Here is a 13,647-nt window from a genome sequence, read left to right on the forward strand (position 1 = left end):
GAGCCGCGCTTTGCGGCCCACCGTATGAACCGATAAGAGGAAGCTAATGAGCGAGATTACGGCTGCAATGGTGAAGGAACTGCGCGAAAAGACCGGCGCAGGCATGATGGACTGCAAGAAGGCTCTTGCTGAAACCGGTGGCGACATGGAAGCGGCGATCGACTGGCTGCGCGCCAAGGGCATCGCCAAGGCCGACAAGAAGTCCGGCCGCACCGCTGCCGAAGGCCTCATCGGCGTTGCGAGCCAGGGCACCAAGGCCGTCGTCGTCGAAGTCAATTCCGAGACCGACTTCGTCGCCCGTAACGATGCCTTCCAGGAACTCGTCCGCGGCATCGCCAAGGTCGCCGCCTCGACCGACGGAACCGTCGATGCCGTTGCCGCTGCGACCTACCCGGCATCCGGCAAGTCCGTGTCCGACACGATCAAGGATGCGATCGCAACGATCGGCGAGAACATGAACCTGCGCCGTTCGGTCGCTCTCTCGGTCGAAGACGGCGTCGTCGCCACCTATATCCACAATGCTGTTTCCGACGGCCTCGGCAAGCTCGGCGTTCTCGTCGCGCTGAAGTCGACCGGTGACAAGGATGCCCTGAACGCCATCGGCCGTCAGGTCGCCATGCACATCGCCGCCACCGCGCCGCTGGCAATCCGCCCGGAAGAAGTCGATGCCGCTGTCGCCGAGCGCGAGCGCAACGTCTTCATCGAGCAGTCGCGCGCTTCCGGCAAGCCGGACAATATCATCGAGAAGATGGTCGACGGCCGCATGCGAAAGTTCTTCGAGGAAGTCGCCCTTCTCTCGCAGGCTTTCGTCATCAATCCGGATCTGACGGTCGCTGCCGCCATCAAGGAAGCTGAAAAGGCCGTCGGCGCGCCGATCGAAGTCGCAGGCATGGCCCGTCTTCTGCTCGGCGAAGGCGTCGAGAAGGAAGAGACCGACTTCGCGGCCGAAGTCGCGGCTGCCGTCAAGGGTTGATCTTCCAGCCATAATTGGGAAAACACGAAGGGCATCGCGTGACAACGCGGTGCCCTTCGTGTATCGGGCATTCACGGCAATTTACGAGGAGCCAAGATGTCTTTAGAGCCTGTCTATAAACGCGTTCTACTCAAGGCCTCCGGCGAAGCGCTCATGGGTGGCCAGGGTTTCGGGATCGATGTGACGGTGGCGGACCGCATCGCATCAGACATCGCCGAGGCACGGCATATGGGCGTGGAAGTCGGCGTCGTCGTCGGTGGCGGCAATATCTTCCGCGGTGTCGCGGTAGCGTCCAAGGGCGGCGACCGGGTCACCGGCGACCATATGGGCATGCTCGGCACCATCATCAATGCGCTGGCGCTGGCGACCTCGCTGCGCAAGCTGAATATCGATACGGTGGTGCTTTCGGCCATCTCCATGCCCGAGATCTGCGAGAGCTTTTCGCAGCGCGCGACCCTTTATCATCTGTCGATGGGACGCGTGGTGATTTTTGCCGGCGGCACCGGCAACCCCTTCTTCACCACCGATTCCGCCGCAGCACTTCGCGCCGCCGAAATGGGTGCGGAAGCGATCTTCAAGGGCACGCAGGTCGACGGCATCTACACCGCCGACCCGAAGAAATATCCTGATGCGACCCGCCTCGACCGGCTGACGCACCAGGAAGTGCTGGACAGGGGGCTGGCGGTGATGGACGTTGCCGCCGTGGCGCTGGCCAGAGAAAATTCCATTCCGATCATCGTCTTCTCGATCCACGAGAAGGGTGGTTTTGCTGAAATCTTGACGGGCGGTGGCCTCAAGACCATCGTCTCCGACAACTGATAAAGCTGCGCCGCGGTTTCGGCGCAGCCCTCGCTAGAACATGATGATTTTAGGCCCGTTTGGCCTGAAAGCTGAATCATGTTCTACATTAAATAGTAAGAGCATGATGTCGCCCGAAAACCGCTGACACTTTTCGGCATCATGCTCTGGACGGGAGCATCGACATGAGTGAAGGTATCGACATCAAGGAACTGAAGCGCCGCATGGACGGCGCGATTTCCGTATTCAAGGGCGACATCGCATCGCTGCGCACCGGCCGTGCTTCGGCCAACATTCTCGACCCGGTCACGGTCGAGGCCTATGGTTCGCGCATGCCGCTGAACCAGGTCGCCAACATCACCGTGCCTGAGCCGCGCATGCTGTCGGTTTCCGTCTGGGACAAGTCGATGGTCAGCGCCGTCGAGCGCGGCATCCGAGAATCCAATCTCGGCCTCAACCCGATCATCGACGGCCAGAACCTGCGCATTCCGCTGCCGGAGCTGAACGAGGAGCGCCGCAAGTCGCTCGTCAAGGTGGCGCACGACTATGCCGAAAAGAGCAAAGTGGCGATTCGCCATGTCCGCCGCGACGGCATGGACGGCCTTAAGAAAGCCGAAAAGGACGGCGTAATCGGCCAGGACGAGAGCCGGGCGCAGTCGGAACGTGTACAGAAGATGACGGACGAGACGATTTCCGAAATCGACCGCTTGCTTGGCGAGAAGGAAAAGGAAATCATGCAGGTCTAGTGGATCTGTGCCTTTGCCTGGAAAGACCGGACGGGAAATGTCGGAATCTGTATTTGTGACTGTGCCAGAGCATGTTGCCATCATCATGGACGGCAATGGCCGTTGGGCCAAGCAACGTGGCCTGCCGCGCACGATGGGCCATCGCAAGGGCGTCGAGGCGGTGCGTGAGACAGTCCGCGCCGCTGGTGCGGCCGGCATAAAATATCTGACCCTCTTTGCCTTCTCCTCGGAGAACTGGCGCCGGCCCGAAGCAGAGGTCTCCGATCTGCTCGGCCTGCTCAAGGCTTTTATCCGGCGCGACCTCGCCGAGCTTCATCGCCAGAACGTGCGGATCAAGGTGATTGGCGACCGCGACAGCCTGCGCAGCGACATTCTGGGCCTCTTGCTGGAGGCGGAGGAGACGACCAAGGACAACACGTCGCTGACGCTCGTCATCGCCTTCAACTATGGCTCGCGCGACGAGATCGCCCGCGCCGTCGTCAGCCTCGCCCGGGATGTCGAGGCCGGCCGCCTGAGAGCGCAAGATATTACGCCGGCGCTGATCAACGCCCGTCTCGATACGGCCGGCATCCCCGATCCGGATCTCATTATCCGCACCAGCGGCGAGGAGCGGCTTTCCAACTTCCTCCTCTGGCAGGCCGCCTATTCGGAATTCATCTTCCTTCCGGAATATTGGCCGGATTTCAGCCCCGAGATCTTCCGCTCGGCGCTCGATACATTCGCCTCTCGTGACCGGCGCTTCGGCGGCCTGTCGTCGCAGGCGGCCGCGGTCGGCACCTGATGCAGCAGGAACTGAAGCTCCGCATCGTTTCAGGACTGATTCTTGCGGCCATCGTTCTTGCCGCCACCTGGTATGGTGGCCTTGCCTTCCGTATCCTGGCGGTCGTGATCGGCCTGCTGATCTATTATGAATGGTCGAAAATGACAGGCATCGCGCGGGATTGGGTCGCCAATGCCGTCGGCTGGATCGGCGAGGCGGCGATTGCCTTTCTCGTGCTTGTCGGCAATTTCGAATTCGCCGCCGGCATGCTGGCCGGCGTCACCGCCGTCGGCATCGCCCTGATCATCCTGCAGGGCACGAGCCGCTGGTTGCCAGTGGGCCTGTTTTATGCCGGCGCCACCGGCCTGTCGCTTGCCGCGATCAGAAGCGATGACGGGCTTGGCCTTTACGCCATGCTCTTCGTCTTTGCTGTCGTCTGGGCAACCGATATCCTTGCCTATTTCGTCGGCAGGGCGCTCGGCGGGCCAAAGCTTGCCCCTTCGATCTCGCCCGGAAAGACCTGGTCGGGCGCAATCGGCGGCGCCGTTTCGGCGGTCGTAGCCGGCGTCGTTCTCGTCCATTTTCTCCTTCCGGGCGCTGAAATCATCGCCGCCGGCGTGGCATTGGTTCTCTCGGTTTGCAGCCAGTCGGGCGATCTTTTCGAATCGTTCATCAAGCGAAAATTCGGCGTCAAGGATTCGAGCCGTCTCATTCCGGGTCATGGCGGCGTCATGGACCGTGTCGACGGACTGATTTTCGCCTGTTTTTCGGCGTTCTTGCTTGCTGGGCTTTTTTCCCTGATAAAGGGGGCCGGAATGACGTCGCTTGGTGCGGCATTGTTCGGACTCTGACAACGCGGCAGTCTGACGGAAGGGACTCATGGAAACGATGAGCGGCATATACGCATTTCTGATGGGGAACATCGTTACCTTCATCCTCGTGCTGTCACTGCTCGTCTTTGTGCATGAGATGGGCCATTACCTCGTCGGGCGCTGGAGCGGCATTCGCATCCTTGCCTTTTCCGTCGGCTTCGGTCCGGAGATCTTCGGCTTCACCGACCGCCACGGGACACGCTGGAAGATTGCGGTAATCCCGCTTGGCGGCTACGTCCGGTTCTTCGGCGATGAGGATGCCTCGAGCAAGCCCGACACCGACAAGATCGCCGCCATGTCCGAGGAGGACAGGGCGCGCTCCTTTGCCGGCGCCAAGCTGTGGAAACGCGCTGCAACCGTCGCGGCTGGCCCGATCGCCAATTTTCTGCTGGCGATCGCCATCTTCACCATTCTTTTCTCGGTCTATGGCCGCACGATCGCCGATCCCGTCGTTGCCGAGGTCAAGCCAGACGGCGCAGCCGCTGCCGCCGGCATCCTTCCAGGCGATCTGCTGGTCGCCATCGACGGCGGCAAGGTCGAGACCTTCGACGACGTGCGCCGCTATGTCGGCATCCGCCCGAGCCAGAAGATCGTCGTGACGATCGAGCGCGCCGGCCAGAAGCTCGATGTGCCGATGGTGCCGCAGCGCGTAGACCAGACCGACCAGTTCGGCAACAAGGTCGAGCTCGGCCAGATCGGCATCGTCACCAGCCGGGAGGCCGGCAACTTCCGTCTGAAGACCTACACGCCGCTGGAGTCGTTGCGCGAGGCTGTGATTGAGACCCGTGACATTGTCACCGGCACCTTCAAATATATCGGCAACATCTTCAGCGGAACGATGCGCGCCGATCAATTGGGCGGGCCGATCCGCGTGGCGCAAGCTTCGGGCCAGATGGCGTCGCTTGGAATAGGCGCAGTGTTGCAGCTTGCGGCGGTGCTTTCTGTTTCGATAGGATTGCTTAACCTGATGCCGGTTCCGGTACTTGATGGCGGCCACCTGATGTTCTATGCGGTGGAAGCGGTGAGGGGGAAACCGCTCGGCTCTTCGGCCCAGGAAATTGCATTTCGCATCGGCCTGGCGATGATACTGACATTGATGGTTTTCACGACCTGGAACGACATTGGCTCGTTAAGAGGGTAAACGAGCAAGGCGAGGCTAATTACTATTTATTTACGATGTTTCAAGGCTGTAGTGGCGAATGGGTCACGCTTGCAAATGAAGTAAACAGAAATTAACGACCTGCCTTGCTTGTATGTCAAAAGCGGGTAAAACGACACACGTGACCGGAATCGGGGTTTCCTGAAGCCGGGGACGAGGGAAACAAAAGGTAATGGGTGAAATGAAGGCTGGTTCAAAGTTTTTGAACGCAGTATCGGCGGTTGCGCTGTCTGCTAGTGTTGTTGCTTCGGGCGCAGGTGCTTTGACGTTCGTTTCCGCTACGGCCGCTGAGGCCGCGGTTATCCAGCGCATCGATGTGCGCGGCGCAAGCCGTGTCGGCGCGGAAGCCGTTCGGTCGAACCTCACCATCGCTCCCGGAAAGAGTTTTTCGAACAGCGATATCGATGCCTCGGTCAAGCAGCTCTACGGCACGGGTTACTTCTCCGACGTCAAGATCTCGGTTTCCGGAAGCACGCTGGTTGTCAACGTTCAGGAAGCCCAGCTGGTCAATCAGGTCGTCTTCAACGGCAACCGCAAGATCAAGGACGACAAGCTCGCGACGATCGTCCAGACCCACGCTGCCGGTCCCTACAGCGACACCCAGATCCAGGCCGACATTCAGTCGATCAAGGAAGCTTACGCTGCCACCGGCCGCAGCGAGGTCGAAGTCACGACGCAGGTGGTGCCGCTCGGCGAAGGCCGTGTCAACCTCGCCTTCGTCATCAACGAGGGCGACCGCACCAAGATCGATTCGATCAACTTCGTCGGTAACAATGCCTACAGCGCCGGCCGCCTGGCTGCCGTCATCGCCACCAAGCGTTCGAACTTCCTGTCGTTCCTGACTCGCAAGGATGTCTACAACGAAGACAAGCTCCACGCCGACGAAGAAGCGCTGCGCCAGTTCTATTACAATCGCGGCTACGCCGACATGCGCATCGTCTCTTCCGATGCCACCTTCGACGACGCGACCAACAAATACACGCTGACCTTCAACATCGAGGAAGGCCAGCGTTACGACTTCGGACCGGTGACCGTCCAATCGACCGTTGAAGGCGTCGGCTCAGAGCAGCTGCAGCCGCTGGTGCGCACCCGCGAAGGCCAGGTCTACAACGCCAAGGAAGTCCAGAAGTCGATCGAGGCGATCTCCGATCAGGTGGCGTCAGCCGGTTATCCCTTTGCGCGCGTCACGCCGCGCGGTAACCGCGACCTCAACAACAACACGATCGGTGTCGAATATCTGGTCGACCAGGGCGAGCGCGCCTATGTCGAGCGCATCGAGATCCGCGGCAACAGCCGCACGCGCGACTACGTTATTCGCCGCGAATTCGACATGAGCGAAGGCGATGCCTTCAACCAGCAGATGATCACTAAGGCCAAGCGTCGCCTCGAAGCGCTCGGTTACTTCTCTTCCGTCAATATCTCCACCCAGCCGGGCAGTTCGCCTGACCGTGTCGTGGTGGTCGTCGACGTGCAGGATCAGTCGACCGGTTCGTTCGGTGTCGGCGCGGGTTATGCCGCCGGCGGCGACGGCCTGCTGCTCGAAGCATCGATCGAGGAAAAGAACTTCCTCGGTCGTGGTCAGTACATCCGCATCTCGGCCGGTGGCGGCCAGGAAGGCTCACGCGCCTACGGCGTCAGCTTCACTGAACCCTATTTCCTCGGCTACCGTCTGGCGGCAGGCTTCGACGTCAACCGCAGCGAAACGTCGAGCAACGACGACTACGATTACGAAGAAACCAGCGTCGTCCTGCGTGTGACTGCGCCGATCACCGAAGATCTGGCGACGACCTTCCGTTATAACTACAAGCAGATGAAGTATGACGGCGATACCTCTGATCTTTCGGCGACCTACGCCAATCTGGTCGACGAGAGCCCGTGGACACGCTCTTCCGTCTCGCAGACGCTGACCTACAACACGCTTGACGACACCGTCCTGCCGCGTGAAGGCATCTATGCGACGGCGACGCACGAACTTGCCGGCCTCGGCGGCGACTCGCAGTTCTACAAGATCTACGGCAAGGCCCGTTATTACCACCTGCTCGCTGACGATGCCGATATCATCGGCTCGGTCTCCGCTTCGGCTGGTTATGTCGTTCCCTTGGGCGACCATCTGAACGTCTTCGACCAGTTCACGCTGACCAACGGCGATATTCGCGGCTTCGAGAACAAGGGTATCGGCCCGCGCATCCGCGGGGATCACGATGACCCGCTCGGTGGCACGACCTATTTCACGGCGTCTGCAGAAGCCACCTTCCCGATGCCGGGCTTCCCGCGTGACTTCAACCTGCGCGGCGCAGTCTTTGCCGATGCCGGTACGCTGTTCGGCAATGACGTCGAGCTTCTTGGGTCAGACCAGGCCGACGGTACCAGCGCTTCGCTGCGCGCCTCCGTCGGTGTCGGCGTCGTCTGGCAGTCTCCCTTCGGTGCATTGCGTCTGGATTACGCGATCCCGGTTCTCAAGGAAGACTTCGACAAGACGCAGAACTTCAAGTTTGGCATCAACAACCAATTCTGATATCGGCAGTCCGGAACTGTAAGACTCAATTCCGTTCTGGAGCATTGCCGATGGAGCAAAACGTTTTTTTTCTGCCCCATGAAGGTCTGAAGCTCGCTGAGCTGGCAGAGTTTCTTGGGGCGGAACTCGCCAATTCCGACCATGCCGATGTTGTCGTCAGGTCCGTTGCCCCCATCAGCCGGGCTCGGGCGGGAGACGTCTGCTATATCCTGTCGCGTCGTAACCGCGATGAACTGGCGACATGCGAGGCCTCGGCAGTGATCTGCGATAAGGCGCTCGCCGATCTCGTACCCCCCCATATCCCGGTCATCCTGTCGTCCAATCCACATGCGGCTTTCGCGATGGCGGGCGGCCTGTTTTATCCCGCGGCATTGCGCCCGGTCGTCTTTTCCGGTGAAAGCGAGATCGCGCCGAGCGCGGTGATCGATCCGAGCGCCAAGCTTGAAAAGGGCGTGATCGTCGAGCCGATGGCCGTCATCGGAGCGCATGCCGAGATCGGCGAAGGGACGCGCATCGGCGCCCAAAGCATCATCGGTCCGAATGTCAAGATTGGCCGGGATTGTTCGATTGCGGCCGGCGCCAGCATTCTCTGCGCGCTGCTCGGCAATGGCGTCATCATCCACAACGGCGCCCGCATCGGCCAGGATGGTTTCGGTTATGCGCCGGGCCCGCGCGGCATGATCAAGATCGTCCAGATCGGCCGAGTGATCATCCAGGATAATGTCGAGATCGGCGCCAACACCTCGATCGACCGTGGCACCATGGACGATACGGTCATCGGCGAAGGCACCAAGATCGACAACCAGGTACAGATCGGCCACAACGTTCAGATCGGCCGCCATTGCGCGATCGTTGCGCATGTCGGCATCGCCGGCAGCGCGAAGATCGGCAATGGCGTTCAGATCGGCGGCCAGGTCGGTATCAAGGGGCATGTGACGATCGGTGACGGCGTGCAGATCGCCGCCCAAAGCGGTATCATGACCGATCTTGCCGCCGGCGGACAATATGGTGGTACACCTGGGCGCCCGCTGAATGACTATCTGAGAGATGTCGCGCAACAGATGTCAAGGACGAAGCTGCGCGGGACGAAACCTGGAGGCAAGAAAAATGACTGAGGAAGCCACGACAACGCTTTCTTCGGCTGACATCATCGAGATCATGAAACTGCTGCCGCATCGCTACCCGTTTCTCATGGTCGACAAGATCATCGAGATTGACGGCGACAACACGGCGATCGGCATCAAGAACGTCACGGTGAACGAACCGCATTTCACCGGTCATTTTCCGGAATCTCCGATCATGCCCGGCGTTCTCCTGATCGAGGGCATGGCCCAGACCGCGGGTGCGATCTGTGCCAAGAAGGATGGCCAGCCAGGCAACCTCGTCTATTTCATGACCATCGAGAATGCGCGCTTCCGCAAGCCCGTCGTACCCGGCGATCGTGTTGAATTCCATGTCAGGAAGCACAAGCAGCGCGGCAATATCTGGAAATTCCATTGCGACGCCAAGGTCGACGGCGCACTTGTCGCCGAAGCCGATATCGGCGCGATGATCGTTCGTAAGGATCAGGCATGAGCACTATCGCCGAAAGCGCTCGCATTCATCCGATGGCTGTCGTCGAAGACGGCGCGACCATCGGTGAGGGCGTCAAGATCGGTCCCTTCTGCCATGTCGGGTCGCACGTCGTCCTGCATGCGAATGTCGAGCTTTTGTCGCATGCGGTCGTGACCGGCCGCACCGTGGTCGGCAAGGGCACACGCATCTTCCCGATGGCGGTCGTTGGCGGCGATCCGCAGAGCGTGCATCACGGCGGCGAGGAGACGACGCTGACGGTCGGCGCCAACTGCACGATCCGCGAGGGCGTGACGATGAATACGGGCACGGCCGATTTCGGCGGCCAGACGATCGTCGGCGACAATAACCTCTTCCTTGCCAATTCGCATGTCGCGCATGACTGCCGGGTGGGCAACCATGTGATCATGTCGAACAACGTCATGCTCGCCGGCCATGTCGTCATCGAAGATCGCGTCATCCTGGGCGGCGGCTCGGCCGTTCACCAGTTTACCCGCGTCGGCCGTCAGGCCTTCGTCGGGGGGCTCTCGGCAGTGAGTTACGACGTCATTCCGTACGGCATGCTGAACGGCAATCCCGGGCTGCTGAGCGGCCTCAACGTCGTCGGCATGACGCGCGCCGGCGTGGACCGCGCCGTCATTCACAGGGTGCGGCGCGCCTACAAGTCGATCTTCGAAGGACCGGGCTCCGTCCGCGAAAACGCCGCCGCCATCCGCGAAGAATATGCTGATTGCGAGCAGGCGGTCCACATCCTCGACTTCATCGCCGCCGACAGCGACCGCGCCTTGTCCTCGCCAACTCGGGGGCAGAAGGGCTAGTCCGTGACTCTTTCCGGCGATACCGCTGCGGGCCGGCTGGCGATCATCGCCGGCGGCGGCCTTCTGCCTTCCTATGTCGCCGAAGCTGCGCGCGCGGCGGGCGAAAATCCCGTCATCGTCGCGCTGAAGGACGAAAGCGACCGGCGCTGGGAAGGGTATGACCATGCCGTCATCGGCGTCGGCGATTTTGCAGCTCTCGAGGGCCTCTTGAACCGCTACGGCATCGGCCGTGTCGTCATGTCCGGCAGCGTGCGGCGCCGGCCGGAATGGCGCGAGGTGCGCCCGACGCTGCGCACTCTGATGAAGATGCCGGCCGTGATCCGCACCTTGCTGTCCGGTGGCGACGATACGGTGCTGCAGATGGTGATCCGGCTGATCGAGGGAAACGGCCGCCGGGTCGTCGGCGCTCATGAGATCGCTCCCGACCTTCTTGCCTACGTCGGTCCGCTTGGCGCTGCAGCGCCTGGCGAGGAAGACCGGCGCGATATCAGGCGCGCAGCCGATGCCGCTGAGATGCTGGGCCGGCTCGATGTCGGTCAGGGCGCCGTCGCCATCGGCGGGCGTATCGTCGCGCTGGAGGGTCTTGAGGGCACGGACGAGATGCTGGAGCGTGTCGCGGGTCTCAGAGCCGCCGGGCGCATCTCGCCGCGCCGCCGTGGCGCACTCGTCAAACTCTGCAAGCCGCAACAGGATATCCGCGCCGACTTGCCGGCGATCGGCGTTTCCACGGTTCTGAACGCGAGGAAAGCCGGCCTTGCCGGCGTCGCCGTCGAGGCCGGCCGCTCGCTGGTGCTCGATCGCGCCGCCGTCATCAAAGCCGCCGATGAGGCTGGGCTCTTCGTCTGTGGCATCGATCGCGGCCTGCCGGCATGGGGGCTTGAATGAACGGGGCGCCGCTGAAGATCGCCGTCATTGCCGGCGAGGTGTCGGGGGATCTGCTCGGTGCCGATCTCATCGCCGCGCTGAAGCGGGTTCATAGCGGACCGGTGGAGCTCGTCGGTGTCGGCGGCGAGGGGCTGCAGGCGGAAGGCTTGCGATCCCTGTTCGATTTCTCCGAGCTGTCGATCATGGGTATCACCCAGGTGCTGAGCCGGCTGCCAAAGCTCTATACGCTGATCCGCCAGACGACGGCTGCCATCATCGCCGCAAGGCCGGATATTCTTCTGATCATCGACAGCCCGGATTTCACCCATCGCGTCGCAAAGCGTGTCCGCATCGCTCTGCCGGATCTGCCGGTTGTCAATTATGTTTGTCCAAGCGTCTGGGCCTGGAAGGAATATCGCGCCACGCGCATGCTCGCCTATGTCGATCATGTGCTCGCCGTCCTGCCCTTCGAGCCGGCAACAATGCGTGCGCTCGGCGGGCCTGAGACCACCTATGTCGGCCATCGCCTGACCGCCGATCCGGCGCTGCTCGAAGTGCGGCGGCAGCGCGCCATGCGCGCACCCGTCGAGGGAGCCGGCAAGGCGATCCTGATGCTTCCTGGATCAAGATCCTCCGAAATCGCCAAACTGCTTCCGTTCTTCGAGGATGCGGCCAAAGAACTTGTCGCACGCAACGGCCCGATGCGATTCCTGCTGCCGACCGTGCCGCACAACGAAGCGCTGGTGAAAGGGCTCGTCGCCGGCTGGGCCACGCCGCCGGAGGTGGCGGTCGGGCCGGCGCAGAAGTGGAAGGCCCTTGCCGAGGCGGATGCGGCGATGGCAGCTTCCGGCACGGTGATCCTCGAACTCGCCCTTGCCGGCGTGCCGACGGTGTCCGTTTACAAGACGGATTGGATTATCCGCCTGCTCGCCCGGCGCATCAAGGTATGGACGGGCGCATTGCCCAATATCATCGCCGATTATGCCGTCGTGCCGGAATATCTGAACGAGATCGTCCGCGGCGCCAGCCTGGCGCGCTGGATGGAGCGGCTGTCGGCCGACACGTTCCAATTGAAGGCGATGAACGAGGGTTATGATCTCGTCTGGCAACGCATGCAGACCGAAAAGCCGCCCGGCGAACACGCTGCCGAGATCCTTCTCGACGTGCTGAAAAAGAAAAAACCCGGTCGTTTCTGACCGGGTTTTCTTTTGGGTTCTTTCTGAAGCGATCAGCGCTTCGAAACCGGAATGTAGTCGCGCTTCGGTTCGCCGACATAAAGCTGGCGCGGACGGCCGATGCGCTGTTCCGGATCCTCGATCATCTCGTTCCACTGCGCGATCCAGCCGACGGTGCGGGCGAGCGCGAAGAGCACGGTGAACATGGTCGTGGGGAAGCCCAGCGCCTTCAGCGTGATGCCGGAATAGAAGTCGATGTTCGGATAGAGCTTCTTCTCGATGAAATATTCGTCGGTGAGCGCGATGCGCTCCAGCTCCATCGCCACTTCGAGCAACGGATCGTCCTTGATGCCGAGTTCGCCGAGCACTTCATGCGTCGTCTTCTGCATGATCTTGGCGCGCGGATCGTAGTTCTTGTAGACCCGGTGACCGAAGCCCATCAGGCGGAACGGATCATTCTTGTCCTTGGCGCGGGCGACATATTCCGGAATGCGGTCGACCGTGCCGATTTCCGTCAGCATGTTGAGGGCTGCTTCGTTAGCACCGCCGTGAGCGGGCCCCCAGAGGCAAGCAATGCCGGCGGCGATGCAGGCGAACGGGTTGGCACCCGATGAACCGGCGAGACGGACGGTCGAGGTCGAGGCGTTCTGCTCATGATCGGCATGCAGGATGAAGATGCGGTCCATGGCGCGGGAAAGCACCGGATTGACCACATATTCCTCGCAGGGCACAGCAAAGCACATGCGCAGGAAGTTCGAGGCATAGTCGAGGTCGTTCTTCGGATAAACGAAGGGTTGGCCGATATGGTATTTGTAGGCCATCGCGGCAAGCGTCGGCATCTTGGCGATCATGCGCAGGCTGGCGACCATGCGCTGGTGCGGATCGGTGATGTCGGTGGAGTCGTGATAGAAGGCCGACAGTGCGCCGACGCAGCCGCACATGACGGCCATCGGATGCGCATCGCGGCGGAAGCCGGTGAAGAAGCGGCTCATCTGCTCGTGCACCATGGTGTGGTGCGTAACTCGGTAATCGAAATCCTTCTTCTGCACGGTGGTGGGCAGTTCGCCGTAAAGCAGGAGATAGCAGACTTCGAGGAAGTCGCCATGCTCGGCGAGCTGCTCGATCGGATAGCCACGATGCAGCAGGACACCTTCGTCGCCGTCGATGTAGGTGATTTTCGATTCACAGGATGCGGTCGAGGTAAAACCCGGATCGTAGGTGAAGGAAGCGGTGTTCTTGTAGAGGGCACCGATATCGATGACGCTCGGGCCGATCGTGCCGCTTTTGACAGCAAGGTCGACAGACTTGTCACCGATTTTTATTGTAGCGCTTTGATCCGTCATGCTGATCCTCCGAAATGGCGGTGGCGCCATAAAAGCGCCATAGGGGTTAAGC

13 protein-coding genes are annotated in these 13,647 nt (G+C 61.2%); 12 read left to right on the plus strand and 1 reads right to left on the minus strand.

The annotated features are described in order from the left end of the window. Positions 1 to 46: 46 nt before the first annotated feature. The 12 genes from tsf to lpxB all read left to right on the plus strand — a co-directional run bounded on the left by tsf (position 47) and on the right by lpxB (position 12,273). On the plus strand, positions 47 to 973 hold the full coding sequence (gene tsf / locus AC244Q_RS08710) for a translation elongation factor Ts (protein WP_012757313.1): 927 nt from the start codon (positions 47 to 49) through the stop codon (positions 971 to 973). A 96-nt stretch (positions 974 to 1,069) separates the two neighbouring features. Further along, on the plus strand, positions 1,070 to 1,792 hold the full coding sequence (gene pyrH, locus AC244Q_RS08715) for a UMP kinase (RefSeq protein ID WP_003539289.1): 723 nt from the start codon (positions 1,070 to 1,072) through the stop codon (positions 1,790 to 1,792). A 164-nt stretch (positions 1,793 to 1,956) separates the two neighbouring features. After that, positions 1,957 to 2,517 carry a ribosome recycling factor gene (gene frr / locus AC244Q_RS08720; RefSeq protein WP_011651816.1) on the plus strand — a complete coding sequence of 187 codons (561 nt, stop codon included), beginning with the start codon at positions 1,957 to 1,959 and terminating at the stop codon, positions 2,515 to 2,517. A gap of 37 nt (positions 2,518 to 2,554) precedes the next feature. Next, positions 2,555 to 3,298, plus strand: a complete 744-nt coding sequence (locus AC244Q_RS08725; protein WP_012757314.1) for an isoprenyl transferase — start codon at positions 2,555 to 2,557, stop codon at positions 3,296 to 3,298. Further along, the gene (locus tag AC244Q_RS08730; protein WP_113546017.1) at positions 3,298 to 4,128 is read left to right on the plus strand and encodes a phosphatidate cytidylyltransferase; all 831 of its coding nucleotides are present in this window, start codon (positions 3,298 to 3,300) and stop codon (positions 4,126 to 4,128) included. The genes AC244Q_RS08725 and AC244Q_RS08730 overlap by 1 nt, the downstream gene beginning before the upstream one ends. Before the next feature lie 28 nt (positions 4,129 to 4,156). After that, entirely contained in the window at positions 4,157 to 5,290 is a 1,134-nt protein-coding gene (gene rseP, locus AC244Q_RS08735; RefSeq protein ID WP_017993982.1) for an RIP metalloprotease RseP, read from the plus strand. Positions 5,291 to 5,489: 199 nt separating this feature from the next. Next, positions 5,490 to 7,823, plus strand: coding sequence for an outer membrane protein assembly factor BamA (gene bamA / locus AC244Q_RS08740; RefSeq protein ID WP_032996633.1), 2,334 nt, complete (start codon positions 5,490 to 5,492; stop codon positions 7,821 to 7,823). A 50-nt stretch (positions 7,824 to 7,873) separates the two neighbouring features. After that, positions 7,874 to 8,938: a UDP-3-O-(3-hydroxymyristoyl)glucosamine N-acyltransferase gene (gene lpxD, locus AC244Q_RS08745; RefSeq protein ID WP_113546016.1), complete on the plus strand. Its 1,065-nt coding sequence runs from the start codon at positions 7,874 to 7,876 to the stop codon at positions 8,936 to 8,938. After that, positions 8,931 to 9,398 (plus strand): 3-hydroxyacyl-ACP dehydratase FabZ, encoded by a 468-nt coding sequence (fabZ, locus tag AC244Q_RS08750; RefSeq protein WP_003539296.1) that lies wholly within the window; start codon positions 8,931 to 8,933, stop codon positions 9,396 to 9,398. The genes lpxD and fabZ overlap by 8 nt, the downstream gene beginning before the upstream one ends. Then, positions 9,395 to 10,213, plus strand: coding sequence for an acyl-ACP--UDP-N-acetylglucosamine O-acyltransferase (gene lpxA / locus AC244Q_RS08755; RefSeq protein ID WP_003559078.1), 819 nt, complete (start codon positions 9,395 to 9,397; stop codon positions 10,211 to 10,213). Before fabZ ends, lpxA begins: the two co-directional genes overlap by 4 nt. Positions 10,214 to 10,216: 3 nt before the next feature. Then, on the plus strand, positions 10,217 to 11,098 hold the full coding sequence (locus tag AC244Q_RS08760; protein WP_003559080.1) for an LpxI family protein: 882 nt from the start codon (positions 10,217 to 10,219) through the stop codon (positions 11,096 to 11,098). Next, positions 11,095 to 12,273, plus strand: coding sequence for a lipid-A-disaccharide synthase (gene lpxB / locus AC244Q_RS08765; protein WP_113546015.1), 1,179 nt, complete (start codon positions 11,095 to 11,097; stop codon positions 12,271 to 12,273). The genes AC244Q_RS08760 and lpxB overlap by 4 nt, the downstream gene beginning before the upstream one ends. A 32-nt stretch (positions 12,274 to 12,305) precedes the next feature. On the opposite strand, the gene gltA is transcribed toward lpxB, so the two are convergent. Further along, positions 12,306 to 13,595: a citrate synthase gene (gltA, locus tag AC244Q_RS08770; RefSeq protein ID WP_012757320.1), complete on the minus strand. Its 1,290-nt coding sequence runs from the start codon at positions 13,593 to 13,595 to the stop codon at positions 12,306 to 12,308. Positions 13,596 to 13,647: the final 52 nt, after the last annotated feature.

The organism is Rhizobium sp. CB2179, from assembly GCF_057653455.1.

What these genes read in the sequence shown, in the direction of transcription:
- tsf (WP_012757313.1), top strand. Translation starts at nt 47, where the DNA reads ATGAGCGAGATTACGGCTGCAATGGTGAAGGAACTGCGCGAAAAGACC.
- pyrH (WP_003539289.1), top strand. Translation starts at nt 1,070, where the DNA reads ATGTCTTTAGAGCCTGTCTATAAACGCGTTCTACTCAAGGCCTCCGGC.
- frr (WP_011651816.1), top strand. Translation starts at nt 1,957, where the DNA reads ATGAGTGAAGGTATCGACATCAAGGAACTGAAGCGCCGCATGGACGGC.
- AC244Q_RS08725 (WP_012757314.1), top strand. Translation starts at nt 2,555, where the DNA reads ATGTCGGAATCTGTATTTGTGACTGTGCCAGAGCATGTTGCCATCATC.
- AC244Q_RS08730 (WP_113546017.1), top strand. Translation starts at nt 3,298, where the DNA reads ATGCAGCAGGAACTGAAGCTCCGCATCGTTTCAGGACTGATTCTTGCG.
- rseP (WP_017993982.1), top strand. Translation starts at nt 4,157, where the DNA reads ATGGAAACGATGAGCGGCATATACGCATTTCTGATGGGGAACATCGTT.
- bamA (WP_032996633.1), top strand. Translation starts at nt 5,490, where the DNA reads ATGAAGGCTGGTTCAAAGTTTTTGAACGCAGTATCGGCGGTTGCGCTG.
- lpxD (WP_113546016.1), top strand. Translation starts at nt 7,874, where the DNA reads ATGGAGCAAAACGTTTTTTTTCTGCCCCATGAAGGTCTGAAGCTCGCT.
- fabZ (WP_003539296.1), top strand. Translation starts at nt 8,931, where the DNA reads ATGACTGAGGAAGCCACGACAACGCTTTCTTCGGCTGACATCATCGAG.
- lpxA (WP_003559078.1), top strand. Translation starts at nt 9,395, where the DNA reads ATGAGCACTATCGCCGAAAGCGCTCGCATTCATCCGATGGCTGTCGTC.
- lpxB (WP_113546015.1), top strand. Translation starts at nt 11,095, where the DNA reads ATGAACGGGGCGCCGCTGAAGATCGCCGTCATTGCCGGCGAGGTGTCG.
- gltA (WP_012757320.1), bottom strand. Translation starts at nt 13,595, where the DNA reads ATGACGGATCAAAGCGCTACAATAAAAATCGGTGACAAGTCTGTCGAC.